This is a genomic window from Winogradskyella sp. PC-19 (assembly GCF_002163855.1).
Taxonomy (GTDB): domain Bacteria; phylum Bacteroidota; class Bacteroidia; order Flavobacteriales; family Flavobacteriaceae; genus Winogradskyella.
In genome coordinates this window covers 1,639,486-1,664,352 of the sequence record NZ_CP019332.1, presented here as the reverse complement: position 1 = coordinate 1,664,352, position 24,867 = coordinate 1,639,486, and the positions used below count along the sequence as shown (strand labels likewise).

Below are 24,867 nucleotides of genomic sequence, written 5' to 3'. Positions count from 1 at the left end.
ATATGGCCTCAGAAATAAAAAACAGATATTCAGATACGGATTTAGAGGAATTCAAAGTTCTTATCCAAGAGAAAATAAAAAAAGCAGAGCACGACTTAGAGCTTATCAAAAGTGCATATATGAATGACCATAATAATGGTACTGAAGATACATCACCAACTTTTAAATCTTTTGAAGACGGAAGTGCTACTATGAGTAAAGAAGCAAACTCAGCTTTGGCAATACGTCAAGAAAAATTTATCCGTGATTTAAAAAATGCACTAATCCGTGTAGAAAATAAAACCTATGGCGTTTGTAGAGTTACAGGTAAGTTAATTAATAAAGAACGTTTAAAATTAGTGCCTCATGCAACTTTAAGTATTGAAGCTAAGAACATGCAGAAGTAAATTATAGCATGCTAAATAATACATATACATCAAAGTCTTGGAATACTAATTTCAAGACTTTTTTATTAAGCCTTATTTTCTTGACTTCACTTTATGTGGATGGACAAAATAGAGGAGAAGATAAATTTTCTTCAAAAGGGGTTTCTGAAGTAATCGTAGATGGAGACGAAATTTTTACCATTTCAGTGGCTACAGCACAAACTGATGCAATTACTTTAAAATCTTTATCAGATGGAGAGTATGGTAACGATTACCAAGTAGTATCAGAAGTTAAAGGGAATCAAGTTTTTGTAAAATTAAAACGTGTTTCTATCGTAGATACTCCAGATGATAAAAGAAATGCTCATAAAGTTATAGCTGCAACTTTAGAGATTACTATGCCTGAAAATTTAGATCTTTCCGTTAAAAGCGATATCGGTTCGGTCGAAGCCAAAGGGAAATTTCAAGAACTTAGTTTTAATCTAATTCAAGGCGGATGTAATATTGATGGAACAGCAAGGTTTGCCAATATTAAAACTATTGATGGTAATATTTTTGTGAAAACTAGTAACGCTGTAATACAGACTGATTCGCATCATGGACTGGTTGACTTTCCTAGTGATATGTTTGGGTTTAATGTTTGGAGATTAAGTACCAATGGCGGAAATATTACAGTAAAAAAACAAGAATAGTAAGTATATTTCATATGTCTTTAAAGAAATCTATATTCATCATAATTATCATTTTATTGATAGACCAAATCAGTAAAATATATATAAAAATGCACTTTCAGTTAGGAGAAGACGTAGCAGTATTTTCGTGGTTCAAAATTTTGTTTGTCGAAAACGATGGTATGGCTTGGGGAACAAAGTTGAGTGATATCTTTTCGTTTATTGACGATAAATCGGCAAAATTAATTTTAACGCTATTTAGAATTGGTGCTGTTTCGGGAATTGGTTACTGGTTGTTTAGTGTTATCAAAAAACAAAAAACAAAGACTTTAATCTTTGCCATTTCACTGATTTTTGCTGGTGCTTTAGGTAATATTTTAGACTCGGTATTCTATGGTGTTTTTTTTGATGATAGTTACGGACAAGTTGCTGCGTTTTTACCAGAAAGTGGTGGCTACGCAGGCGTATTTCACGGCAAGGTTGTAGACATGTTACATTTTCCGCTTTATAATGATATTTTACCTGAGTGGTTACCGTTTTTTGGAGGAAAGCAATTTTCTTTTTTTGATCCGGTTTTTAATATAGCCGATGTTGCTATTAGTACTGGTATTGGGATATTGATTGTGTTCAATAAGAAGGCTTTTAAATAATTGATTATAATTTAAAACTATGGCAATATGGAAAAATCAATAAAATTAACAGTTGATGCTGTAGTATTTGGTTATGAATCTGAAGGAGTTTCAGTTTTGCTAATCAAAAGGAAATACGAGCCTTTTAAAGGTAAATGGGCTATTCCCGGAGGATTTGTTTTGAAGGATGAATCATTAGAAGAGGCTGTAGAACGAGAACTTAAAGAAGAAACAGGAATTGAGATAAATTATTTAGAACAATTGTACACTTTTGGTAACCCTAATAGGGATCCAAGGAGTAGAGTTGTTTCTGTAGCCTATTTTGGTTTGATTAAACCGAGTGCGTTTAAAATATTAGCCTCAACAGATGCAGAAGAGGTAAGGTGGTTTAAAATTAATGAACTGCCGCTACTTTCATTTGATCATGACGAAATACTCAAGTTAGCAATAGCTCGATTAAGAGGGAAAATTACATATGAGCCTATTGGTTTTGAATTACTAGACACCAAATTTCCTTTCTCTGATTTAGAAAAATTATATACTACACTTTTAGATAGAGCAATTGATAGACGTAATTTTAGAAAAAAAATGTTGAGCCTTAACATTCTTGATGAACTCGATGAAAAAGCATCTAAAGGCTCAGGAAGACCTGCTAACCTATTTAGATTCAACAATAAAAGATACTTTAAGCTAAAAAAGGAAGGTATAATTTTCGATATTTAATCAATTTGTGTAAAAAAAACACAAATAAATTTGTAGAACAGATGTTGTTAATATATATTTGTGTAATATTTACGCAAATTAAAATATTATGAACGGATTACTATTAACTGATGGATATAAAACTGGACACCATCAACAATATCCAAAAGGAACAGAAGAAGTATATTCTAATTGGACACCAAGAAGTAACAAATATGCTCCAAAAGGTTGTGATAAGGTGGTTTCATTTGGACAACAATATGTATTTCAATGGTTACATGATTATTTTCAAGATAATTTTTTCGCTAAACCAAAGGCACAAGTTTGTAATGAGTTGAAAGAAGAGTTATCCATGTATTTAGGTGCTGAATATGATGTAAGTCACTACGAAGAATTACATGATTTACAATACTTGCCAATAAAAGTTAAATCATTGCCAGAAGGATTAGAAATACCAGTAAGAGTGCCAATGGTAACTGTGGTCAATACAGATAAAAAATTCTATTGGATTACTAATTTCTTAGAAACTATTTTGTCTACCATGTTATGGCAACCTATGACATCTGCATCAATAGCATTATGTTATAAAAGAATATTTAAGAATTGGATTTTAAAAACAGATAAAGAAAACTTAGCATTTATTGATTTTCAAGGGCATGATTTTTCAATGCGTGGAATGGGAGGTTTACAAAGTGCGGTTTCTTCTGGAATGGGACATGGAGCTGTTTTTTTAGGTTCTGATACACTACCAGTGATTAGTAGTTTACGTAAATATTATAATGCAGAAGGTTTTGTGGTAGGTTCTGTTAACGCAACGGAACACTCAGTAATGTGTGCAGGAACTAAAGATGACGAAATAGGTACATTTAGGCATTTAATGAATACTTATCCAACGGGAATACTATCTGTAGTAAGCGATACTTGGGATTTATGGAAGGTATTGACTAAATATTTACCAGAATTAAAAGAAGAAGTATTATCTAGAGATGGAAAATTAGTTATAAGACCTGATAGTGGAGACCCAGTTGATATTATTTGTGGGGAGACAAGAAAACCAGGTGGGAAGCTTCCTAAAGATAAAGGTGTTATTGAGTTGCTTTGGGATATTTTTGGAGGAACTGTAAATAATCAAGGTTTTAAAGTTCTTGATACGCATATTGGAGCTATCTACGGAGACAGTATTACAACTGAAAGAGCAGAAAATATTTGTCAACGTTTGAGTGATAAAGGTTTTGCTAGTACAAACGTTGTTTTAGGAATAGGATCTTTCACATACCAGTTTAATACTAGAGATACTTTTGGATTTGCCATGAAAGCAACTTCTGTTGTTGTTAACGGAGAACGAAGAGAAATTTTTAAAGATCCAATTACTGATGATGGTATTAAAAAATCTGCAAAAGGATTAGTAAAGGTAGATAAGGTAAATAATGAATATGTTTTAGTTGACCAAGTAACTCCAGAACAAGAAAATACTGGAGAATTACTTGTGATTTATGAAGATGGAAAATTTGTTAATCAAGTTACTTTACAAGAAATAAGAGATAGAGTTAACGCAAGTATTTAAAAATAGTAGTCATGAAATACGAAATAAATAGATTTAATGATGGACAAGTAACTGCTAAAATTATAGAAAGTGGTGATTTAGATATCAAAATAAGAGGAAACAGCTATGAAGATTTATTTAAAGCAGCTTCGATAAAGGAAGCTTGGGATGCTGAAAATTCAACCAATAAAAATACAGTTGCTACATTAACTATACTATGCTTAATTGGTCAACGTTCTGATAGACGATTTAATAAAGGAGAATCTTTTGATTTAAAAGTGATTTGTAAATTTATTAATGATATGAGATTTGACAAGATTTTTGTTTTACATCCACATAGCTCAATCTCATTAGCTTTAATTGATAACTCTGAAAAAATATCCCATTTAGATTTTGTAAAAAAAGCATTTAATCAGATAGGTAGTCCAGTTTTAGTAAGCCCTGATGCTGGTGCCTATAAGACAACTCATGAAATTGCTAAAAAGCTAAATGCAGATTTAGTTCCCTCTAATAAAGTTAGAGTGGATGGGGCACCAGTAATAAGTATTCAAGGTGATGTAAAAGATAAAGAATGCTTAATTGTGGACGATTTAGCTGATGGCGGTCGAACATTTAAATTTTTAGCAGAAGCTTTAAAATGTCGAGGTGCATCAAAAATATTTCTATATGTTACACATGGTCAATTTAATTATGGATTTGAGGAGTTAAAAGGGGCTATTAATCATATATATTGCACCAATAGTTTTAAGAATATAAAAGATGAATTTGTAACACAGTTTAAAGTAATATAAGAATTAGAATAGGTAAACCTCATTCGGACTCACACAATAATCCAATTTAACATCATTTTCAGAAGCTTCAATGTCTTCTTCAGATTCAAAAAAAGACAAACCAATTTTTAGAGTTTCTGGTTTGCATTCAGATAGAAAACGGTCATAAAACCCTTTTCCGTAACCGACGCGACTTCCTTTAGTGTCAAAGGCTAAAAGCGGTACAAAAACGATATCTATTTGTGACGAAGAAATTGCTATACCATCAATAGGTTCAGGAATATTATATTCATTTTTTTTTAAAGTAGTACTGTCAGTGAGTAAAAAGTGAGACATCGAGTAGTCTTCAAAATTACTTTTAGATATCACTATGTTCTTATCTTTTCCTGCTAATATGTTTAAAATATATTCTGTATTTACTTCCTTTTGCTCTTCTATTGGTAAGAAGATGTGATAGAAAGAATGATTCCAGATGTCTAATTGTAATAACTGGTTAGCAATTGCAAGACTATTATCTTCTATCTGATTCTCGCTTAATTGTTCACGAAGTGCTTTATATTTTTTACGTATGTCAGCCTTAGTCATTAGTCTTCTAGCTTTGTTGAAATATGAAAAATAGCATCACCTTGATAAACTAAAGGAGACTCGTTAATGTTAAAAATGTAACCGCTATTCGGCGCTTTCACAAAATGATTAAAACTCCCATAAGGATCAGTTATGTTACCTAAAACATCTCCTTTTTCGACATGAGCGTTGATAGATATTGTAGGCTTAAACATACCCGAATAACTAGCACGTAACCATTTGCTATCTAAAATCTTTACAGCCTCTTTTTTTGGTTGACTAACTTTAAAAGGAGACCGCAACATTTCTAAATGACTTAAAACACGTTTTGCCCCATTTACGCCAGTATTAGTAATTGTATTGTGTATGTTGAATGATTTTCCACCTTCAAAAAGCAAAATAGGAATCCCTTTTTTGTAAGCTGAATTTCTAAAAGAATTATTTAAATTTTTGGAATAGAAAATAAATGGTGCACCAAAAGCTTCGGCAAGTTCGTCTAAGACAACTTCATTTTTTACTATTCTTACTTGTGCAGCATTAAATCGGTCTGCACCACCAGTATGAAAATCTAAAATCAAATCGGCATGAGGTACAACTTTAGTCATTAATTGGTGAGCAACACGACTTGCTAAAGAGCCATTTTTGCTTCCTGGAAAAACACGGTTTAAATCACGTCCGTCCGGAAATAATCGGTCCATGTGAATAAAACCAAATACATTAATTACTGGGATACATATTATAGTGCCTCGTTTAGGTTTGTTAATACCTTTAGCGATAATTTGACGTACAATTTCTACACCATTGACCTCATCGCCATGAATACCTGCGGTGATTAAAACTGTTGGGCCAGGTTTTTTTGAACGCTCTATAATTACAGGAACATCAATAGAATTTTGTGTGTGTAATTTGGCAACATTAAAGTTAACGGTTGCACTTTGACCTAAGCCTACCTTTTTGTCTAAAATTTCTAAAACGTCTTTCTCACTCATGCATTAAATAGTTTCTATTTTCTATTTTTTTCAATAAATTTTATAATAGCTCTGGCTATATTTCTTCCTGTAGCACCTTCAATACCTTCTAATCCTGGTGTTGAATTTACCTCAAGTAATAAAGGACCACGTGAAGATTGTAGCATGTCTACACCGCAAACAGGTAGTTTCAAAACCTTTGCAGCATTCATAGCAAGTTTAAGTTCGTCATGATTGAGCTTTATAATTTCTGCAGAACCACCACGATGTAGATTAGAGCGAAACTCGCCTTCTTTTCCTTGGCGTTTCATTGCGCCAACAACTTGTCCATCAACAACCAAAGCTCTTAAGTCTGCGCCTTTTGCTTCGCCAATAAATTCTTGAACAATCACACGTGCTTGTAAACCATTAAAAGCTTCTAAAACTGATTCAGCTGCATTTTTTGACTCAGCTAAAACAACACCTAATCCTTGAGTACCTTCCAATAGTTTTATAATACAAGGTGTGCCGCCGACATGCTCAATTACTTCTTCTACATCCCGCGAGTAGTTTGTAAATACAGTTTTAGGCATACCAATACCAGCCTTACTTAAGCGTTGCAAGCTTTTTAGCTTGTCTCGAGATCGTAAAATAGAATCAGATGATGCTATGGTAAAAACGCCCATTTCTTCAAATTGTCTTACAACTGCACAACCATAAAAAGTCACCGACGCTCCAATACGAGGAATAATAGCATCGACATAATCCAGATATCTGTCTTTATAATATATGGTTGGTTTTTCGCGCTCAATGATAATATCACATTTTAACGGGTCAATAATTTCAATGGTATGGCCTCGTTTTTTGCCTTCTTCAACTAAACGACTCGTTGAATAAAGATTGGCATTACGCGATAGGATTACAATGTTCATTTTACTTTTTTAAATTATAAGATTGATCTATTAAATCTACATCGACAATAAACTTTCGTTTTAAAAATTGTCGACCGATTAAGACCGGAAACTTCATATCGTCTCTAGTGCTTAAAGTTAGGTTAATTCGATACTTCTTTCCAAAGAATATTACTGTTGTTTTGATTTTGTATCTGTTTTCTTTGTGGCCGTTACTACTTTTTACATCTGTATAACTATAGTCGGTAAATGTGACTTTTTCACTCTTAAAGTTATTATGACCTTCACTATTAAACGTACAGATAAGTGTGTTGTTTTGCTCTATAATATCAGAACAGTGAATCGCAGATGTATATGCACCAGTATCGATTTTGGCATCTATATTAAATAATTGTAATTCTGGGAAGTCAATTTTATCAACTCTGCCCAAAAGTTTTTTTGGCATTTAATGAAATTAAAATTTTGTGCGGCGAATGTAATAATAAAACCAATTGAAAATACATCAGATAAATACGAATTATTACCTTTGATAAATGTCAGAAACTTCATTACAAATACAGATAAAAACGTTGCCACATCAGCCTGGCGTGTATCAGTATTTTGATGCGGATGAAAATTTGATTTATGTCGGAAAGGCAAAAGACATCAAAAAACGTGTCAGTTCTTACTTTACCAAACAACATGATAATGGTAAAACCCGAGTTTTAGTTCGCAAAATAAAGTTAGTAAAGCATATTGTCGTTGAGACGGAAAGTGATGCATTGTTGCTTGAAAATAATCTTATAAAAAAGTACAAGCCGCGTTATAATGTATTACTCAAAGATGACAAATCCTATCCTTGGATTTGTGTTAAGAAAGAGCGTTTTCCGCGTGTATTTCCTACAAGACGTGTTATCAAAGATGGTTCTGAATATTTCGGGCCATATACGAGTATGAAAACCGTAAAAACCTTATTGGGCTTAATTAAAGGTTTATACCAATTACGAACATGTAATTACCACTTAACAGAAGAAAAGGTCGAAGCTGGCAAGTTTAAAGTCTGTCTAGAATACCATTTAGGAAATTGTAAAGGTGCTTGTGAAGGTTTAGAAACTGAGGAAGAATACCACGGTAATGTGGCTGCTATTCGTGAAATTTTAAAAGGAAATTTTAAAGACTCCTTGCAGCAATTTAGAAAGCAAATGAAAACATTTGCAGAAAATATGCAGTTTGAAGATGCTCAGAAAGTCAAGGAAAAATTAGATATTCTTGAAAATTACCAAGCTAAGTCAACAGTTGTTAATCCCAAGATTAGTAATGTAGATGTGTTTTCGATTGTTAGCGATGAAACTTATGCTTATATCAATTTTTTACAATTATCCTACGGTTCAATTATACGTTCCCATACTTTAGAGATAAAGAAAAAATTGGAAGAGTCAGATACAGAATTATTAGAGTTAGCCATTACTGAAATACGACAACGATTTCATTCTAACTCAAAAGAAATATATGTGCCTTTTAAGGTAGATCTAGGAGATAACGTAAAGGTTTCAATACCAAAGCTTGGAGATAAAAAAAGTATCTTAGATTTATCTCTTCGGAATGCGAAGTATTACCGCATGGACAAAATGAAGCAAATAAAAATTGTTGATCCAGACCGCCATGCTAATCGTATTATGGCGCAGATGAAAGCGGATTTAAGATTATCCGAAGAACCAAGGCATATTGAGTGTTTTGACAACAGTAATATTCAAGGGACAAATCCAGTTGCTGCTTGTGTAGTTTTCAAAAATGGTAAACCTAGTAAAAAAGACTACCGTCATTTTAATATAAAAACAGTAGTTGGGCCAGATGATTTTGCGTCGATGGAAGAAGTTGTTTTTAGACGCTATAAACGTTTATTAGAAGAAGATAAACCACTGCCACAACTTATTATTATAGATGGTGGTAAAGGACAATTATCATCTGCTTTAAAAAGTTTGAAGTTATTAGGTTTGGAGAAAAAGATTGTAACTATAGGTATTGCAAAACGTTTGGAAGAATTATTTTATCCAGATGACCCAATTCCATTATATTTAGATAAAAAAAGTGAAACACTAAAAATTATTCAGCAATTACGTAATGAAGCGCACCGTTTCGGAATTGAGCATCACAGAAACAGAAGAAGTAAAGGTGCATTAAAAACTGAATTAGAAAATATATCTGGCGTTGGAGAGCAAACAATAGTAGACTTGATGAAAACGTTTAAAACTGTAAAAAGAATTGCAAATGCTAAACTAGATGAACTCGAAGCTGTAGTTGGTGTTTCTAGAGCTAGTAAAGTATATAATTATTATCATAAGGAAGAAATTGAGAAATAATAAATCCACATCATTATGCATCTTAGTATTTACGATGCTTTTTGTCTTTTCGATATCTGCACAAGATGTTGATGAGCCTAAAGTTGGTTTAGTATTAAGTGGTGGTGGTGCTAAAGGTTTTGCTCATATTGGAACTCTAAAAGTAATTGATAGTTTAGGTATCAAAGTTGACCATATTGCGGGTACAAGTATGGGTGCAATAATAGGTTCTCTATATGCTTCAGGATATTCAGGGAAGCAACTAGATTCTATATTTAAGTCTATTAATTTTGACGACCTTATTAATGATAAGTTTTCCAGAAATTCTAAATCCCTAATAGAACGAAACAATTCGGAACGTTATGCTATAAGCCTGCCTTTTGATAAATTCAAAGTATCACTACCTTCGGGTTTATCAAGAGGGCAAAATGTCTATAATTTGCTTTACAAATTAATGTTACATGTCAATGATGTTGATGACTTTAATGATTTGCCAACACCTTTCTTTTGTATAGCCACAAATATTGAAACTGGCCGACCTATAATTATGGATAAAGGAAGTTTGCCTGAAGCTATTGCAGCTAGCGGTGCTTTTCCTTCTTTATTCCAACCTGTAAAAATTGATGATAAAATTTATATCGACGGAGGTGTGACTAACAATTATCCTATCGAAGAACTAAGGGCAAAAGGCATGGATATTATTATCGGAGTAGATGTGCAAGACGATTTAAAAGATAGAGAAGCTTTAGCGTCTGCACCAGATATCTTGCTTCAGATTAATAATTTTAGAACTATAAATGACATGAAGGATAAGCGTAAGCTTACCGATATTTATATAAAACCAGATATTACTAATTTTTCAGTTATTTCTTTTAATGAAGGTAGAGACATTGTAAGAAACGGAGAGATTGCTGCACGAAATCAAATAGAAGCGCTTGTTAAACTCAAAAAACAACAAAAAGAGTTTTCGGTAAAAAGAAATATCACCATTAAGGATAGTATAAAATTAGGTTATGTAAGGGTAACAGGTAATAATCGTTACACGCGTTCGTATGTTTTGGGAAAACTAAAACTTAAAGGCTACGAAAGTATTAGTTATAACCAATTAGATAAAGGTGTTAGTAATCTCATAGCAACCAACAATTTTGATGCTTTAAGATATAAATTAGTGCCAACAGAAGTAGAAGATGTTTATGATTTAGACGCTAGGATTATTGAATCTAAAAATAGTGCTCTACTTAGGTTAGGACTTCATTATGATGGGCTTTATAAAAGTGCGGCTTTGCTTAATGTTACCAAGAAGCGACTAATTTCTAAAAATGATTTTGCATCTTTAGATATTATTCTTGGAGATAATATTAGATATAATTTTGATTATTTTATAGACAAAGGATTTTACGTTAGTATTGGATTAAAATCAAGGTATAACCAGTTTGATAGGCTAGTAAACGCTAATTTATTATTAGAACCTAGTGATCCACTTTTGGTGGGTCTCAACAAAGTAGATGTAGAATTGCAAGACCAGACCAACCAATTATATTTCCAGACATTATTAGCAAAAGAGTTTTCTATAAGTGCCGGTTTTGAGCATAAGCGATTAAAAATTACAACTGAAACCTTAAATAGTAGTATTGCCGATGAAGATTTCACTTTCGAAAACACTGATTATTTAAGCCTTTTTGGAGGACTTAAAGTAGATACTTATGATAATAAGTATTTTCCTAATAATGGCTTTTCATTTGATGGTAATCTACATTGGTATATCTCTGCTAGCAAATTTAATAGAGATTTTAATCCATTCTCAATTGCTAGTGCCGATATTGGTTATGCGTTTAGCCTTACAGATAAGTTGTCAATAAATCTAGGTACTTCAGGTGGCTTTCAGCTAGGTGATCGCTCTACAAATTTTCTTGATTTTGCCTTTGGTGGATACGGTCAGAATTTTATTAATAATTTCCGTTCTTTTTACGGCTATGACTATGTGTCTGTTGTGGGTAATAGCTTTGTGAAAGCAGATATTAATTTAGATTATGAGTTGTTTAAAAAACATCACATCATGCTATCAGGTAATTTTGCTAATATTGACAATAATATTTTCGATGATGGCGAATGGTTTTCAGCTCCAGATTACACTGGCTATGCTTTAGGTTATTCACTAGAAACTTTTTTAGGTCCCATTGAAGCAAAGTATATATATTCTCCAGAAGTTTACGAAAGTTATTGGTTTTTTAATGTAGGTTTTTGGTTCTAATAAATTTTTAGATATTTGTAAATATGAAAGCATTCTGGACAGATTTAAAACTTCATCTTCATTTCCTTATAAAAAGGAATCCAGAATAAGCACGCATTTTTGTAACTTTATAAGCATAGAGTTTTTTACACAGCTAAATACTCAACTAAGAACAACTAAACAGTTATAAAATGCCATTTTATCATAAACTCGGAGAAATTCCACCTAAAAGACATACACAATTCAAAAAACCAGACGGTAGCTTTTATTATGAGCAATTGTTTGGTACCATTGGTTTTGATGGTATGTCAACAAACAGCTATCACGAGCAACGACCAACACAAGTCAAAGAAATAAAAGGACAGTATAGTGTTGCACCAAAAATTGCGAAGGCAAATAATATGCACTCTTTGCGGTTGCATGGATTTAAAGTAACACCAGAAAACGATTATCTGAAAAGCCGAAAAATAGTTTTAACTAACAGCGATTGTAATATTATTTTATCAGCGCCAAAGACTTCAACTAAAGATTATTTTTATAAAAATACCGATGCCGATGAGTTAATATTCATTCATAGAGGCACTGGGAAATTACGATCACATCTAGGTAATTTAGATTTTAAATATGGAGACTATTTATTAGTGCCTCGTGGAATAATTTATAAACTAGACTTTGATACAGAAGACAACCGTTTATTTATTGTTGAGTCTTATCGCCCGATTTACACACCAAAACGATATCGAAATTGGTTTGGTCAATTATTAGAACATTCTCCCTTTTGTGAGCGAGACATCAGAAGACCACATGAATTAGAGACCTATAACGAATCAGGAGATTTTTTAATTAAAATAAAAAAGCAAGGCGAAATTTTTGATATGGTGTACGCCTCACACCCTTTTGATGTTGTGGGTTATGATGGCTATAATTATCCGTATGCATTTTCAATTCATGATTTTGAACCTATAACAGGTCGTGTACATCAGCCGCCGCCAGTACATCAAACTTTTGAAACTGATGCTTTTGTAATCTGTAGCTTTGTACCAAGGTTATACGATTACCATCCTAAGGCGGTTCCTGCACCTTATAATCATAGTAATATTGATAGTGATGAGGTATTGTATTACGTAGATGGTGACTTTATGAGCCGTAATGATATCGATGCAGGTCATATTTCGTTACATCCAGCAGGCATACCTCATGGCCCACATCCAGGTGCGATGGAGCGTAGTATTGGTAAGGTGAAAACGGATGAGTTGGCTGTAATGGTAGATACATTCAAACCATTACAAGTTACTGAAGAAGCTATGAAAATTGCTGATGGTGATTATTATAAATCGTGGTTAGAGTAAAATAAAGTCAATCAATTAATATAAAATAATTAAATGTTTAAAAGTAAATTACCAGCAGATCCAACCTCTTTGGTGTTAGGTATTATAGCATTAGTATTTGGTATAGCAGGATGTTGTTGTTATGGAGTATCTGCAATTATTCCTTTGGGACTAAGTATTGCTGGACTAGTGATGGCAAACAAAAGTTTAAGGCAATACAGAGAAAATCCTGAAGCTTATGAGAGAAGTAGTTACACTAACGTTAACACAGCAAGAGTAATAAATATTATAGCTGTAATACTAAATGCGATTACGTTTTTGTTTTTCATTATCATATTTGCGATATACGGAACCTTTTTATCTACAGCTATTCTAGAAGGTATTCGTCAAGGTCAGATGAATGATTTTGAAACAAGTGAATACGATGATTACAAATGGGAATCAGACACAATAGTTATTGAAGCAGAAGCGTATAATATTGAAAAAGAAATTGATTCAGTTAATATTGATTCAATCATAAATAAAAACTAAGTCATGGCAAAAGAAATAAAATCCGTCAATTACGGACTAGAAAAAATATTTGAAGGCGCACAAGATTTCTTACCGCTTTTAGGTACAGATTATGTGGAGTTTTATGTAGGTAATGCAAAGCAAGCAGCACATTTTTATAAAACCGCATTTGGGTTTCAGTCTCATGCTTATCGTGGTTTAGAGACTGGAGCTAAAGATTCGGTAAGCTATGTGTTGACTCAAGATAAAATTAAGTTAATGCTAACAACACCGTTAAATAGTAAATCTAAAATTAACGACCATATAGTAAAACATGGTGACGGTGTCAAAATCGTAGCACTTTGGGTAGAAGATGCTCGTAAAGCTTATGAAGAAACAACATCACGAGGCGCGAAATCATATATGGCACCAGTTGTGGAAAGCGATGATTATGGAGAAGTGGTCAGAGCAGGAATCTATACTTATGGTGAGACTGTGCATATGTTTGTAGAGCGCAAAAACTATAACGGCGCATTTTTACCAGGATTTGTAAAATGGGAATCTGATTACAATCCACCAGCAGCTGGCCTAAAATATATAGATCATATGGTGGGTAATGTAGGTTGGAACCAAATGGATGTCTGGGTAAAATGGTACGAAGATGTTATGGGCTTTGAAAACTTTTTATCTTTTGATGACAAACAAATACATACAGAATACTCGGCATTAATGAGTAAAGTGATGTCTAATGGAAATGGTCGTATTAAATTCCCTATTAACGAACCAGCTGAAGGAAAAAAACGCTCTCAAATCGAAGAATATTTAGATTTTTATGAAGGCGCAGGTGTGCAACACATCGCTGTTGCTACCGACGATATCTTAAAAACTGTATCACAATTACGTTCTAATGGTGTAGAATTTTTATCAACGCCACCAGATGAATATTATAAGTCTGTTCCTGGTCGATTAGAAGAATTTAGTCACGAATTAAAAGAGGATATCGAAAGGCTAAAAGCTTTAGGTATAATGATAGACGCCGATGAAGAAGGTTATCTGTTACAAATTTTCACAAAACCAGTAGAAGACAGACCGACCTTGTTTTTCGAAATCATACAACGTATGGGAGCAAAAGGCTTTGGTGCAGGAAACTTTAAAGCGCTTTTCGAGTCTATTGAACGCGAGCAAGCCAAAAGAGGAACATTATAATATACAATGTTGTATTTACGTTAAAACACCATCTTTAGATAGATGGTGTTTTTAGTTTTAATACTTTTGGAATAGTAATTGTAAATGTAGAAATAATACAAATTAAGTGTAGATAAAAAATTACATTTGCAATACTCATATATTATGAAAAAGCTTTTACCTTTTTTAATACTATTATTAACCGTTCATTCTAGTTTTGGACAGCAAGAATCTGCTTTCAAAGATGGAGAATGGTTTAAGTTTCGTATGAGTTATAGTGGTTGGTTAAAAGCAGGTGAGGCCACACTTCAAATTAAAGAAAAAAAGCACCAAGGAAAACCTGTTTACCATGTAGTTGGTAAGGGCAAAACTACAGGAGCTATAAATTGGTTTTTTAAAGTAAGAGATCGTTATGAGTCTTATTTTGATAAAGACACTGGTTTACCATATAAATTTGTCAGAAAAATAGACGAAGGAGGACACACTAAAGATATAGAAATAGCCTTTGATCACAACAATAAGAAAGCAGAAGTCAATAATAAAAAACGTAAAACTTTAAAAACTGTAGATATAGATACTAATGTTCAAGATTTGGTTTCTGCATTTTACTACTTAAGAAATAACTATAGTACGGATAAGATTAAGGTTGGAGATGTCGTAAAGTTAAGTATGTTTTTTGATGAAGAAAACTACCCATTTAAACTAAAGTTTTTAGGTCGTGAAACCATTAAGACTACAGTTAACGGTAATCGTGTTAAGGTAAAGACATTAAAGTTTAGACCATACGTAATGGCTGGCCGTGTTTTTAAAGAAGAAGAAAGTTTAACGCTTTGGGTCAGTGCTGACAAAAATAAAATACCTTTAAAAATTAAAGCAGACTTAGCTGTCGGTTCTTTAAGAGCTGACCTTACGCAATATAAAGGACTAAAACATTCCTTTCAAGTTCAATTCGATTAAACATGTCCAACCAACCAGATTATTCGCACATTATAAAAGCACTTCAACAAAAGTACGATGATATCGACCAAGATACTGACGACCACCTTTTAGGATTGCTATACAGTAAACCAATTACTTATTGGGATTACATTCAAACAGATGGTTTGCTTGGATTGCAAACACAACGCACAACATTGCCGGATGAAATGGTGTTTATTGCCTATCATCAAATTAATGAACTTATTTTTAAAATGATACTTTGGGAAATTTCTCAAGTAGCCGAAAAAGAAGATTTAAAGGCTGATTATTTTGAGAGTAAAATTATGCGTGTTTCAAGATACTTTGACATGTTAACGACTTCTTTTAATATCATGAGAGAAGGTATGGAAGTAGAGCAATACATGAAGTTTAGATATACCTTAACTCCTGCAAGTGGTTTTCAAAGTGCGCAATATAGATTTATTGAGTTTGCTTCTACAGAACTAATTAATCTTATAGATTATAGATTCCGAAAAGATATTGATAGAAATACACCATACACACATGCTTTTGAGCATTTGTATTGGCAAGCTGCTGGAAAAGACCATAAAACAGGAGAAAAATCGACATTACTCAGAAATTTTGAAAAGCGTTATAAAGACGAATTTTTAAGATTCATGGAAACCTATAATACCAAAAACCTTTGGACACGTTTCAAAGAGTTACCAAAAGAAGACCAAGAAGATTTAGACTTAATTAAGGCGATGCGACACTATGATTATATGGTAAACGTAACTTGGGTAATGGCGCATTATAATGCTGCAAAACATTATATAGAAAGTGGTATCGGTGATGGAGAAGCTACTGGAGGAAGCGATTGGAAAAAATATATGCATCCAAAATACCAACGTCGTATTTTCTTTCCAGATTTATGGAGTGAAGAAGAATTACAAAATTGGGGAACTAATATTTAAATAGAAAAGGATAAATGCAACTTAAAAGGTCAATTTGGTTTGTAGTCTTTGCTGCAACATTATGGGCATGTAAAGAAGATAAAACAGAAGAAATTACTGAAGATATAGCTGTTATTGAAGAAGTTGAAGAACACTTCGAATTTGGTTTTAATCTCGATGATTTCATTGTAAAACGCGATACTATAAAGTCAGGCGATAGTTTCGGAGTAATCTTAGAACGTAATAATTTAGGCTACCCAAAAATCTTTCAAATTGCAGAAAAAGCAAAAGATTCGTTTGATATTCGAAGACTACAAGTCGGAAAACCCTACACTTTACTTTGTGCAAAAGATAGTTTAGAAACACCACAAAGTTTTATATATCAATCCAATAAAATAGACTACGTAGTTATAGATTTTCAAGATTCGATACAAACTTACAATGGAAAGAAGCCTATTAAATATGTTGAACGAGAAGCATCGGGTGTCATACCCCAAGGTAGTGGTATTTCAATGGTTTTAGATAAAAAAGGGTTAAGTCAGCGTTTAGCAAATAAAATGGCTAATGATATCTACGCATGGACTATAGATTTTAACCGCTTGCAGCCTGGTGATAGATTCAAGGTAATCTACACAGATAAATATATTGATGACAGTGTTTATGCAGGTGTTGACCAAGTTAAAGCCGCTTACTTTGAACATAATAAAAAGCCATTTTATGCTTTTGAATTTGAAACCGATAGTGTAAAGGGAGTTATTGATTATCTAAGTGAAGAAGGAAAAAACTTAAGACGTGCATTTTTAAAATCACCTATTAAATTTGGAGGGCGAGTATCTTCAAGGTATAATTTAAAAAGGCGAATTGCACATTATGGTTATCGCGTAAAAGCCCATCGAGGGACTGACTTTGCAGCAGCAAATGGAACACCAATTTTAGCGACTGCAAATGGTACGGTTACTAAATCTTCTTATACAAGAGGTAATGGTAAGTATGTAAAAATCAGACATAATGCAACCTACGAAACCCAATACCTACACATGTCTAAGAGAAAAGTAAAAGTAGGACAATTTGTAAAGCAAGGCGATATAATTGGACTTGTTGGTAACACTGGAAGCTCAGCCGGAAATCATGTTTGTTATCGCTTTTGGAAAAACGGAAAACAAGTCGACCCTTTTAAACAAAAATTACCAGAAGCAAAACCAATATCGGATAGCTTGAAAGTCAAATTTTTAGATTATATGGTTCCGATAAAACAAAGATTAGATAAAATTATTTTGGTCGAAGATTCTCTTCCTCCAGAAACTGAAGAGACACTCTCAGAGATACAATAACTATGGCATTACAAGTAACCAACCCAACAACGACCAAAGCATGGTCAAAACTACAATCTCATTTTTTAGAATTAAAAGATAGTCATCTTAAGGAACTTTTTAAGACCAATCCTAAAAGAGCAAGTGAACTAACAGTAATTTGGGATGATTTTTATGTTGACTTTTCAAAAAATAGAATTACTAAAGGAACATTGACTTTACTAATAAATTTAGCTGAAGAGCTGAATTTAAAGGATGCGATTTCAAAATATTTTGAGGGTGATATAATCAATCAAACAGAAGGTCGTGCAGTGCTTCATACAGCACTTAGAGCTTCAAAAAATGCCGAGGTTTTTGTAGATGGTGAGAATGTTATTCCAGGTGTTTATGCTGTAAAGGAAAAGATTAAAAATTTTACCGATGCAGTTACAAACGGAAATCATAAAGGATTTACAGGAAAGCAGATTACAGATGTTGTGAATATTGGAATTGGAGGCTCGGATTTAGGGCCAGCAATGGTAGTTGATTCCCTCCAGTTTTATAAAAATCAACTCAATACACATTTTGTAAGTAACGTTGATGGAGACCATTATCAAGAGATAGTAAAAAAACTTAATCCAGAAACTACGCTCTTTGTAATTGTTTCAAAAACATTTACAACTCAAGAAACGTTATCAAATGCCAATTCTATTAGAGACTGGTTTTTACAATCACAACCAAAAGAAGCTGTAGCCAATCATTTTGTAGCCGTATCCACCAATATCGAAAGCGTAAAAGAATTTGGAATTGCAGAAGAAAATATATTTCCGATGAAGGATTGGGTTGGTGGTCGTTTTTCACTTTGGAGTGCTGTTGGCTTATCAATAAGTTTGGCTGTTGGAAATAAAAATTTTGAAAGCTTACTTTTAGGTGCTAATAAAATGGATGAACACTTTAAGACTTCGGATTTTGAAGAAAACATACCTGTAATTTCAGCACTATTAACGATTTGGTATAACAATTTTTTTAAAGCAGAAAGTGAAGCCATAATACCATATACTCAATACCTAAATCAATTTGCAACTTATATGCAACAAGGTATTATGGAGAGTAACGGAAAGAGTATTGATAGAGATGGAAATAGGGTAAACTACCAAACAGGAACTTTAATCTGGGGAGAACCAGGTACAAACTCACAACATGCATTTTTTCAGTTGATTCATCAAGGGACAAAGTTGATACCGACCGATTTTATCGGATACGTAAAATCTTTGCATGGTAATAAAAATCATCACGATAAGTTAATGTCCAATTATTTCGCACAGACAGAGGCGTTAATGAATGGTAAGACTGAAACAGAAGTTTTAGAAGAATTAAATGTTAATAACGTATCAGAAGAAGAAAAAAAGATGCTTTTACCGTTTAAAGTTTTTGACGGTAATAAGCCAACAACTTCCATTTTAATTCAGAAACTTACTCCAGAAAGTTTAGGAAAACTAATAGCTATGTACGAGCATAAAATCTTTGTTCAAGGTGTTGTTTGGAATATCTTTAGTTATGACCAATTTGGCGTGGAATTAGGGAAAAAATTGGCAAAAACAATACTAAATGAACTCAATTTTTATGAGAATCCAAATTCGCACGATAAGTCTACTCAAAATTTAATACGCTTTTATAAAAGATAGATAATAATCTTCCCTAAATATTGATGATTTACAGGCTTATTTTGTTCGGTTAATAAATTGTTAAAATATCTTAACGTTGCGTTAATGTTTTAAGTAATATTAGTCGTATTTTTGCAGGGTTAATCAACTAATTTAAATATGAAAAAAATTACTCAATTTTTATTTGTTGCTGTTGTATTACTTTTTACAACAGTTTCATTTGCACAAGGTGTAACAACCTCTTCTCTTGGTGGTCAAATCACAGATAATCTAGGAGAGCCATTACCTGGTGCTACTGTAGTAGCAATACACATTCCAACAGGAAGTAAATATGGTGCTGCTACTGACTTTGACGGTTATTACCGTATTTCAAACATGAGAACTGGAGGCCCATATCAGGTTACAATTTCCTATGTAGGATTCAAAACAGTTACAAGAGAAAATGTCTTTTTACAATTAGGTAATTCTGAGAGAATTAGTACTAAAATGGTTGAAGACGCAAGTGCTCTTGATGAAGTAGTTATTACAGCTGACAGAACGGGAATTTTTGATTCTAATAAAACGGGAGCAGCTACTAATATTAGTAAACGTCAAATAGAGACTTTACCTCAGACATCTAGGTCTATTGCAGATTTTGTGAGATTGACTCCTCAGGCTCAAATTACTGAAGGTAATGATGGTTTCTCAATTTCGTTAGGTGGTCAAAACAACAGATATAATGGTATTTATATTGATGGAGCAGTTAATAATGATGTATTTGGTTTAGCAGGTTCAGGAACAAATGGTGGTCAGACTGGTGTGAATCCATTCTCTGTAGATGCTATTGAGTCATTTACTGTACAATTAGCACCATTTGATGTTAAGATTTCTGGTTTTGCAGGTGGAGCAATTAGTGCCGTTACAAGAAGTGGTAGTAATGAATGGTCTGGATCAGCTTATGGATTTGTAAGAAATCAAGACTTAGCTGGTAAAACTCCTATTGACTTAGTAGGAACAGGTGAAACTGCAGAGAAATTAGATGAATTTACAGCACAAACCTACGGTGTACGTGTTGGTGGCCCAATCATCAAGGACAAGTTGTTCTTTTTCTTAAATTACGAAAGACAAAATGACGAGACACCTCAACCTTTTAACTTTAGTAACTATACAGGTGATTCTAGTCTAGCTGAGATAAATGCACTTGCTAGTTCAATATTGTCTCAATACGGTTATGATGTAGGTGGTTTCGAAAATAACACAAGAACATTAGAAAGTGACAAGATAACAATGAAGTTAGATTGGAACATTAATGACAACAATAAATTATCTTTAAGCACTAGATATGCTGGAGCAGATAATTTAGAAGCAAGAGGTTCTAGTAATAGTAGAATATCTTTCATTAATGGTTCTGAGTTATTCAATACGAAGACTTTTTCATCTTCTTTAGAATGGAATTATCAAGGTAACAACATCAGTAATAATTTCTTATTAGGTTATACTAGAGTTAGAGATGATAGAGATCCATTAGGAAATCCATTCCCATCTGTTGATATAGATGATGGTGCAGGTACTATTACATTTGGTGCGGAGCCTTTCTCTACGGCTAACTTACTCGACCAAGATGTTTTAACAATAACGAACAACTTTGAGATTTATAAAGGAAGACATACAATTACCTTAGGTACTCACAATGAGTTTGCAAAAATCAAGAATTTATTCTTTGCTTTTAACTATGGAGATTACACCTTTAATAGTGTAAGTGATTTTAACAACGATATAGTAGACTTTTACCAAAAAGGATATTCTCTTGTTGGTTCAGGTGTTGTGGGAGATGAATCAGCTGGTGCATCAGAATTCAATACTTCACAATTAGGTTTCTATGTTCAGGATGAAGTGCAGGTTTCAGATAACTTTAAGTTAACTGCTGGTTTACGTTTTGATTTTCCTATTTGGGAAGATGGTGCTGTTAACGACGCTTTTAATAATACTACTGTTCCAATTCTTGAAGCAGCTGGAAAAGATTTACAAGGAGCAAGAGTAGGTAAAGGAGTTAGAACTCAAGCACATTTATCACCAAGATTAGGATTTAACTGGGATGTTAAAGGAAATAAAACAACTCAGATTAGAGGTGGTTTAGGGATTTTTACATCTAGATTACCATTAGTATGGCCTGGTGGGACGTACAACAATAATGGAGTTACTGGAGGATATTCAAATATCTTTAATATTAGTGGCGGTGTAAACTTTAACCCAGATATTAATAACCAACCTGTACATGTAGCTCCAGGTTCTGGAGGAACAGGTGGTAATATCGATTTATTTGCTCCAGATTTTAAATTACCCCAGAGATTTAAAATGAATATAGCTGTTGATCAAAAATTACCTTTCCTAGGACTAATTGCTAGTGTAGATGCTTTTTGGGTAGATAATATAACAGAGATTTACTACGAAAATTTAAATGTAGGTGGACCTGCTGGATTTTTAAATGGTGCTGATGGAAGACCATTCTATGATAGAAGAGATGAAGTTGATCCTACTTATGGGCGTATCATGCTTGCGTCTAACACAGGTGGTGGTGATTCATGGAACACAACTTTTTCTTTACGTAAGCCATATACAAATCTTACAGATTGGTTAGCTCTTGAAGGTTCTGTTAATTATTCTTATGGTGAAACAACTGCTATTTTTGATGGAACATCATCACAGAATAGTTCTCAGTGGAGAAATATCCAAACCGTAAACGGAAAAAACTCTAACTTACCTGTAACAAGATCTGATTTTAATCAAGGACATAGAATTACAAGTAATTTTGGTTTTGACTTTAAATGGAACGAAAACATTTCTACAAAAATCGGATTATTCTATGAAGGAGCAGAATCAAGACCTTATTCTTTCACATACAGAGATGGAGCAGATTTATTAAATGATGATTCAAGAGATAACGCTTTGATTTATATACCAGCTGATGCAACTGAAATTACTTTAGAAGATTCTAACAACAGTGGATCAACTAATGATGAATGGATGACATTAGATGCAATAATAAGCGGTAATGAATATCTTAGTAGTAGAAGAGGACAATATGCAGAGAGAAACGGTACTCAAGGACCATGGAGCCATGTAATTGACTTAAGAGTTGCTCAAGACTTCTCTGTAAATGCATTCGGAAAAAAACACACGTTCCAAGCGACATTTGACATTTTTAACTTCACTAACTTTTTAAATAAAGAATGGGGTAATAGAAATTTTGCAAGTGGTAATGTTCAAATTTTACAGACAAGAACTGCCGGACCAGATCCTGTCTTCAGAGTCTTAGATTCTGGTATTAATAACATTAACCAAATTGATGATAGCGGTATCCAATCATCTAGATGGCAAATGCAAGTTGGTTTAAGATATTCATTCTAATATCTTAATTCAATAAATAAAAAAAGCGCAACTTTTTAAGTTGCGTTTTTTTTGTTATATAATGTGATTACTTCCATTCTAGGCTTTCCATAACACGTTTTATGTCATTTCTAAGATAAATAGCTGCAGGATAAATTGAATCGTAATTAGGTTTTGTATAGAAGTATAAAGAACCACTTACAAAGTGATTTATACTATCTGTAGCATAAAACTGAGATTGAGATGCAGCATTACCACCAACCTCATAAAACATACCATAAACTCGCTTTTCAGGGTTAACAAAAACATCACTTTGTATTTCATCTGCCTTTTGCGTATGCTTCTGAGTTAGGTTTTGAGCATCTCTTAATAAATTTCTTAGATTATCTTTGGTAACTTTTTTATAAGTGAGATATACAGTTCCTTTAAGCGAAGGGTATTCTATATCTACACTATAGGACTGACCATTTTCATTTTTCTTTATTTGAGATATAGATTTTGCTAATTCATTTTTCTCAAAAGAAAATGGAACAGGAATATCTACACGTTTATAACTTGGGTTTGGATACTCTAACCTAAGAAATGCTTTAGGTTTAGGTAATATGTCATCATTACAGCTCATAAAAAATAGAGCACAAATAGGAATTAGGATTTTCTTCATTATTATGCTGAATTTGATTCAGTATCTTTTAATTTTAGACAAAATTTACTTATCTAAAATGGTTAGCCTTATTTGTTTTATTCTTTTTTTCTCAATGGCTTCTGTAGTAAAAACGTAGTTTTCGAAATTTATTTTACTTCCAACTCTTGGGAAACCTCCAGATATTTCTAATATAAAACCAGCAATGGTTTCGGCCTCTCCTTTTCTTTCTTCAAAAAGGATGCTGTCTTCTAGCTCTAAAATTTTATAAATATCTTTTAAAGAAGTTTTGCCATCAAACCTATAATTATTGTCATCAATCTTAGAAAAATTAAGATCGTCTACATCATATTCATCACTTATATCTCCTACAATTTCTTCAATAATATCTTCAAGAGAAATAACTCCAGATGTCCCTCCGTACTCATCTACAACAATAGCTAGATGCACTTTTTTGGTTTGAAACTCTTGCATGAGGTCGTCTAGTTTTTTGTTTTCTGGCACAAAAAATGGTTCTCTCAAAATTGCTTTCCAATCAAATGTTTTCTTATTGATATGCGGCAGTAAATCTTTAACGTATAAAATACCAATAACACGGTCTATATTTTCTTCAAAAACGGGTATCCTTGAATATCCATTATTAATAATCTCAGGAATTATAGTGTTAAATTCTGCTTCAATATTTACAGCAAAAATATCCATTCGCGGACGCATAACTTGCTTGGTATCTGTATTACCAAATGATACAATACTCTGTAGTATTTGGTGTTCTTCTTTTGTGGTATCATCGTCATTAGTCAGTTCTAAAGCTTGTGATAATTGATCTACACTTATGTTTGACTTTTCTTTACCTAATCTATTTTGTATTTGAATAGTAATAAAGCGTAAAGGCATACTAATTGGAGAAAAGATAAAATCTAATATCCTAAGAGGTTTTGCCAACGCTATAGAAAACTTTAAGCTATTGCGACTGGCATAAATTTTTGGAATAATCTCGCCAAAAAGTAGAATTAAAAAAGTTGCACAAACAACTTCTAATAGAAACCTTAAGAGTTCACTTTCAATAAACGAAAACAAATACTGTCCGACATAGGCAAACAGAATTACGATAGCAATATTTATAAAGTTATTAGCTACTAATATTGTGGCTAATAGTTTTTTTGGGCGCTCTAAAAGTGAAGTGATAAGCGCTATACTTTTTGAATTTTTAGAATCAGCAGTTTCAATATCAGCTTTTTTTAAAGAAAATAATGCGACTTCGGCACCAGAAATTAAAGCAGAACACAGAAGTAAAACAATAAGTAAAATAACACTCACAAAAAACGAAGTGTTAATGTCTGAAAGTATTAGCAATAAACTACCGGGATCAGGATCCAAAATTATGA

Annotated in this window: 22 protein-coding genes; 16 read left to right on the top strand and 6 right to left on the bottom strand. The window is 32.9% G+C overall.

Annotated elements, in window-relative coordinates; genetic code table 11:
- The first annotated feature begins 2 nt into the window (after positions 1-2).
- From BTO05_RS07610 to BTO05_RS07585, 6 genes are all read left to right on the top strand, one after another.
- The gene (locus BTO05_RS07610; protein WP_087492089.1) at positions 3-386 is read left to right on the top strand and encodes a TraR/DksA family transcriptional regulator; all 384 of its coding nucleotides are present in this window, start codon (positions 3-5) and stop codon (positions 384-386) included.
- An 8-nt stretch (positions 387-394) separates the two neighbouring features.
- Positions 395-1,057, top strand: coding sequence for a hypothetical protein (locus tag BTO05_RS07605; protein ID WP_157662556.1), 663 nt, complete (start codon positions 395-397; stop codon positions 1,055-1,057).
- Between the two features lie 14 nt (positions 1,058-1,071).
- On the top strand, positions 1,072-1,686 hold the full coding sequence (locus tag BTO05_RS07600; RefSeq protein WP_087492087.1) for a lipoprotein signal peptidase: 615 nt from the start codon (positions 1,072-1,074) through the stop codon (positions 1,684-1,686).
- Positions 1,687-1,713: 27 nt separating this feature from the next.
- Entirely contained in the window at positions 1,714-2,388 is a 675-nt protein-coding gene (locus tag BTO05_RS07595) for an NUDIX hydrolase (RefSeq protein ID WP_087492086.1), read from the top strand.
- A gap of 88 nt (positions 2,389-2,476) precedes the next feature.
- Positions 2,477-3,931 (top strand): nicotinate phosphoribosyltransferase, encoded by a 1,455-nt coding sequence (locus BTO05_RS07590; RefSeq protein WP_087492085.1) that lies wholly within the window; start codon positions 2,477-2,479, stop codon positions 3,929-3,931.
- Positions 3,932-3,942: 11 nt separating this feature from the next.
- Positions 3,943-4,701: a phosphoribosyltransferase family protein gene (locus BTO05_RS07585; protein ID WP_087492084.1), complete on the top strand. Its 759-nt coding sequence runs from the start codon at positions 3,943-3,945 to the stop codon at positions 4,699-4,701.
- Between the two features lie 3 nt (positions 4,702-4,704).
- On the opposite strand, the gene BTO05_RS07580 is transcribed toward BTO05_RS07585, so the two are convergent.
- Genes BTO05_RS07580 through BTO05_RS07565 form a run of 4 tightly spaced genes read right to left on the bottom strand, consistent with a single transcriptional unit; the run spans position 4,705 to position 7,547 of the window.
- Positions 4,705-5,265 carry a 5-formyltetrahydrofolate cyclo-ligase gene (locus BTO05_RS07580; protein ID WP_087492083.1) on the bottom strand — a complete coding sequence of 187 codons (561 nt, stop codon included), beginning with the start codon at positions 5,263-5,265 and terminating at the stop codon, positions 4,705-4,707.
- Complete coding sequence (locus tag BTO05_RS07575; RefSeq protein ID WP_087492082.1) at positions 5,265-6,233, bottom strand: succinylglutamate desuccinylase/aspartoacylase family protein; 969 nt, start codon at positions 6,231-6,233, stop codon at positions 5,265-5,267. Before BTO05_RS07575 ends, BTO05_RS07580 begins: the two co-directional genes overlap by 1 nt.
- Before the next feature lie 14 nt (positions 6,234-6,247).
- Positions 6,248-7,123: a 30S ribosomal protein S6--L-glutamate ligase gene (gene rimK, locus BTO05_RS07570; RefSeq protein WP_087492081.1), complete on the bottom strand. Its 876-nt coding sequence runs from the start codon at positions 7,121-7,123 to the stop codon at positions 6,248-6,250.
- A 1-nt stretch (position 7,124) separates the two neighbouring features.
- Positions 7,125-7,547 carry an ATP-dependent zinc protease gene (locus BTO05_RS07565; protein WP_087492080.1) on the bottom strand — a complete coding sequence of 141 codons (423 nt, stop codon included), beginning with the start codon at positions 7,545-7,547 and terminating at the stop codon, positions 7,125-7,127.
- 88 nt (positions 7,548-7,635) lie between these two features.
- Here BTO05_RS07565 and uvrC point away from each other — a divergent pair, with 88 nt between their 5' ends.
- From uvrC to BTO05_RS07515, 10 genes are all read left to right on the top strand, one after another.
- Complete coding sequence (gene uvrC / locus BTO05_RS07560; protein ID WP_087492079.1) at positions 7,636-9,441, top strand: excinuclease ABC subunit UvrC; 1,806 nt, start codon at positions 7,636-7,638, stop codon at positions 9,439-9,441.
- Complete coding sequence (locus BTO05_RS07555; RefSeq protein WP_317041889.1) at positions 9,431-11,671, top strand: patatin-like phospholipase family protein; 2,241 nt, start codon at positions 9,431-9,433, stop codon at positions 11,669-11,671. The genes uvrC and BTO05_RS07555 overlap by 11 nt, the downstream gene beginning before the upstream one ends.
- Positions 11,672-11,841: 170 nt before the next feature.
- Positions 11,842-12,999, top strand: a complete 1,158-nt coding sequence (locus BTO05_RS07550; protein ID WP_087492077.1) for a homogentisate 1,2-dioxygenase — start codon at positions 11,842-11,844, stop codon at positions 12,997-12,999.
- A gap of 33 nt (positions 13,000-13,032) precedes the next feature.
- On the top strand, positions 13,033-13,509 hold the full coding sequence (locus BTO05_RS07545; RefSeq protein WP_087492076.1) for a CCC motif membrane protein: 477 nt from the start codon (positions 13,033-13,035) through the stop codon (positions 13,507-13,509).
- A gap of 3 nt (positions 13,510-13,512) precedes the next feature.
- Positions 13,513-14,673 carry a 4-hydroxyphenylpyruvate dioxygenase gene (hppD, locus tag BTO05_RS07540; RefSeq protein WP_087492075.1) on the top strand — a complete coding sequence of 387 codons (1,161 nt, stop codon included), beginning with the start codon at positions 13,513-13,515 and terminating at the stop codon, positions 14,671-14,673.
- A gap of 144 nt (positions 14,674-14,817) precedes the next feature.
- Positions 14,818-15,609 (top strand): DUF3108 domain-containing protein, encoded by a 792-nt coding sequence (locus BTO05_RS07535; RefSeq protein ID WP_087492074.1) that lies wholly within the window; start codon positions 14,818-14,820, stop codon positions 15,607-15,609.
- 2 nt (positions 15,610-15,611) lie between these two features.
- Entirely contained in the window at positions 15,612-16,544 is a 933-nt protein-coding gene (locus BTO05_RS07530) for a tryptophan 2,3-dioxygenase family protein (protein WP_087492073.1), read from the top strand.
- 14 nt (positions 16,545-16,558) lie between these two features.
- Positions 16,559-17,854, top strand: a complete 1,296-nt coding sequence (locus BTO05_RS07525; protein ID WP_087492072.1) for a peptidoglycan DD-metalloendopeptidase family protein — start codon at positions 16,559-16,561, stop codon at positions 17,852-17,854.
- Between the two features lie 2 nt (positions 17,855-17,856).
- The gene (pgi, locus tag BTO05_RS07520) at positions 17,857-19,497 is read left to right on the top strand and encodes a glucose-6-phosphate isomerase (RefSeq protein WP_087492071.1); all 1,641 of its coding nucleotides are present in this window, start codon (positions 17,857-17,859) and stop codon (positions 19,495-19,497) included.
- Between the two features lie 138 nt (positions 19,498-19,635).
- Positions 19,636-22,863: a TonB-dependent receptor domain-containing protein gene (locus BTO05_RS07515; RefSeq protein WP_087492070.1), complete on the top strand. Its 3,228-nt coding sequence runs from the start codon at positions 19,636-19,638 to the stop codon at positions 22,861-22,863.
- 67 nt (positions 22,864-22,930) lie between these two features.
- On the opposite strand, the gene gldD is transcribed toward BTO05_RS07515, so the two are convergent.
- Positions 22,931-23,503 (bottom strand): gliding motility lipoprotein GldD, encoded by a 573-nt coding sequence (gene gldD / locus BTO05_RS07510; RefSeq protein ID WP_087492069.1) that lies wholly within the window; start codon positions 23,501-23,503, stop codon positions 22,931-22,933.
- Positions 23,504-23,548: 45 nt separating this feature from the next.
- Positions 23,549-24,859 carry a gliding motility-associated protein GldE gene (locus BTO05_RS07505; protein ID WP_087492068.1) on the bottom strand — a complete coding sequence of 437 codons (1,311 nt, stop codon included), beginning with the start codon at positions 24,857-24,859 and terminating at the stop codon, positions 23,549-23,551.
- Between the last annotated feature and the right edge of the window lie 8 nt (positions 24,860-24,867).

Bases quoted from the DNA above. Each gene is read 5' to 3' on its own strand.
- BTO05_RS07605 (WP_157662556.1), top strand. From the start codon at position 395: ATGCTAAATAATACATATACATCAAAGTCTTGGAATACTAATTTCAAG.
- BTO05_RS07610 (WP_087492089.1), top strand. From the start codon at position 3: ATGGCCTCAGAAATAAAAAACAGATATTCAGATACGGATTTAGAGGAA.
- BTO05_RS07530 (WP_087492073.1), top strand. From the start codon at position 15,612: ATGTCCAACCAACCAGATTATTCGCACATTATAAAAGCACTTCAACAA.
- BTO05_RS07575 (WP_087492082.1), bottom strand. From the start codon at position 6,233: ATGAGTGAGAAAGACGTTTTAGAAATTTTAGACAAAAAGGTAGGCTTA.
- BTO05_RS07515 (WP_087492070.1), top strand. From the start codon at position 19,636: ATGAAAAAAATTACTCAATTTTTATTTGTTGCTGTTGTATTACTTTTT.
- uvrC (WP_087492079.1), top strand. From the start codon at position 7,636: ATGTCAGAAACTTCATTACAAATACAGATAAAAACGTTGCCACATCAG.
- rimK (WP_087492081.1), bottom strand. From the start codon at position 7,123: ATGAACATTGTAATCCTATCGCGTAATGCCAATCTTTATTCAACGAGT.
- hppD (WP_087492075.1), top strand. From the start codon at position 13,513: ATGGCAAAAGAAATAAAATCCGTCAATTACGGACTAGAAAAAATATTT.
- BTO05_RS07545 (WP_087492076.1), top strand. From the start codon at position 13,033: ATGTTTAAAAGTAAATTACCAGCAGATCCAACCTCTTTGGTGTTAGGT.
- gldD (WP_087492069.1), bottom strand. From the start codon at position 23,503: ATGAAGAAAATCCTAATTCCTATTTGTGCTCTATTTTTTATGAGCTGT.
- BTO05_RS07535 (WP_087492074.1), top strand. From the start codon at position 14,818: ATGAAAAAGCTTTTACCTTTTTTAATACTATTATTAACCGTTCATTCT.
- BTO05_RS07550 (WP_087492077.1), top strand. From the start codon at position 11,842: ATGCCATTTTATCATAAACTCGGAGAAATTCCACCTAAAAGACATACA.
- pgi (WP_087492071.1), top strand. From the start codon at position 17,857: ATGGCATTACAAGTAACCAACCCAACAACGACCAAAGCATGGTCAAAA.
- BTO05_RS07580 (WP_087492083.1), bottom strand. From the start codon at position 5,265: ATGACTAAGGCTGACATACGTAAAAAATATAAAGCACTTCGTGAACAA.
- BTO05_RS07585 (WP_087492084.1), top strand. From the start codon at position 3,943: ATGAAATACGAAATAAATAGATTTAATGATGGACAAGTAACTGCTAAA.
- BTO05_RS07565 (WP_087492080.1), bottom strand. From the start codon at position 7,547: ATGCCAAAAAAACTTTTGGGCAGAGTTGATAAAATTGACTTCCCAGAA.
- BTO05_RS07595 (WP_087492086.1), top strand. From the start codon at position 1,714: ATGGAAAAATCAATAAAATTAACAGTTGATGCTGTAGTATTTGGTTAT.
- BTO05_RS07600 (WP_087492087.1), top strand. From the start codon at position 1,072: ATGTCTTTAAAGAAATCTATATTCATCATAATTATCATTTTATTGATA.
- BTO05_RS07525 (WP_087492072.1), top strand. From the start codon at position 16,559: ATGCAACTTAAAAGGTCAATTTGGTTTGTAGTCTTTGCTGCAACATTA.
- BTO05_RS07590 (WP_087492085.1), top strand. From the start codon at position 2,477: ATGAACGGATTACTATTAACTGATGGATATAAAACTGGACACCATCAA.